Source organism: Microbacterium sp. 18062, from assembly GCF_902706225.1.
Taxonomy (GTDB): domain Bacteria; phylum Actinomycetota; class Actinomycetes; order Actinomycetales; family Microbacteriaceae; genus Microbacterium.
This window is the reverse complement of sequence record NZ_CACSKB010000212.1, coordinates 1-530: the sequence shown is the minus strand read 5'-3', so window position 1 is coordinate 530 and position 530 is coordinate 1. Positions and strand designations below refer to the sequence as shown.

Sequence of the window (530 nt, the reverse complement as noted above, 5' to 3'; positions counted from 1 at the left end):
TTGACCGTGTCGAGGAGCACACCGAGCAACTGCAGCGCGTGTGCCGTTACCTGAAGGCCTGGCGTGACCTGCACTGGAAGGCCGGCGACGGCCCCACTTCAGTGTGCATCATGATCGCCGTGGCGCAAGCCTTCGAACCCAAGCGTGGGCGCGATGACGTGGCGCTCGAGAGATCCGCGCGGGCGTTGTCGATCGCGCTGAAGGGCAACGTGCACGAGCCCGCTATCGCAGAAGGCAAGGAAGATTTCAACAAGCGCCTGGATGCCAATGGCCGCCAACACGCATCGACCCTTGCTGCAACACTGGCTTCCCAGATCCAGGCAGCCAGAATGAAAGCATCGCACTTGGCAGGTGACGCGATCGATATCCTCCGAGCACAGTTGGGCAGCCGCTTGCCCTACCGGACGGACCTGGTTGAGCCGGACAGCGGCGACGACGTCGTCCGGCTGGTCGGCGCAGATCGGGTATCTCGCCCAGTAGTGAATTCGACAAGCGCAGGCTGAGCAATGCCGGAGGCTGCGGCATCGCTC

Annotated in this window: 1 protein-coding gene; it reads left to right on the top strand. The window is 63.4% G+C overall.

Annotated features, from left to right (window positions below; genetic code table 11):
- Window positions 1–503: hypothetical protein (locus tag GVL03_RS19425; protein ID WP_200847283.1), on the top strand; the 503-nt coding region annotated here is incomplete at its 5' end.
- Between the last annotated feature and the right edge of the window lie 27 nt (window positions 504–530).